The organism is Gemmiger formicilis (genome assembly GCF_016901605.1).
Lineage (GTDB): Bacteria > Bacillota > Clostridia > Oscillospirales > Ruminococcaceae > Gemmiger > Gemmiger formicilis_B.
The window spans coordinates 1-220 of sequence record NZ_JACJKP010000864.1; the positions used below are offsets into that span (position 1 = coordinate 1).

Genomic DNA, 220 nt, shown 5'->3' on the forward strand with positions numbered 1-220 from the left:
GCCCTGCCATCACGGCTTTACATTATGTCACCACAAAAATGGCGGGTGAAAAAGACGGCACTCCGGTGGTCGGCAATTTTTTCAAGTCATTCCGGGCAAATTTCCGCCAGGGCGCGCATCAGGGGGCTGTCCGGATTAAAAACGCCTCTCAATGAGTTCTCCTCCTTTTTTTCAGGATGTAAATATTCACCAAAAACAGCGATTCAGATTGTACACTATT

Annotated in this window: 1 protein-coding gene; it reads left to right on the top strand. The window is 47.3% G+C overall.

Translation table 11 applies throughout. The annotated features are described in order from the left end of the window. Positions 1-8: 8 nt before the first annotated feature. Positions 9-155, top strand: a complete 147-nt coding sequence (locus tag H6B10_RS19180; protein WP_430661794.1) for a DUF624 domain-containing protein — start codon at positions 9-11, stop codon at positions 153-155. Positions 156-220 lie beyond the last annotated feature (65 nt).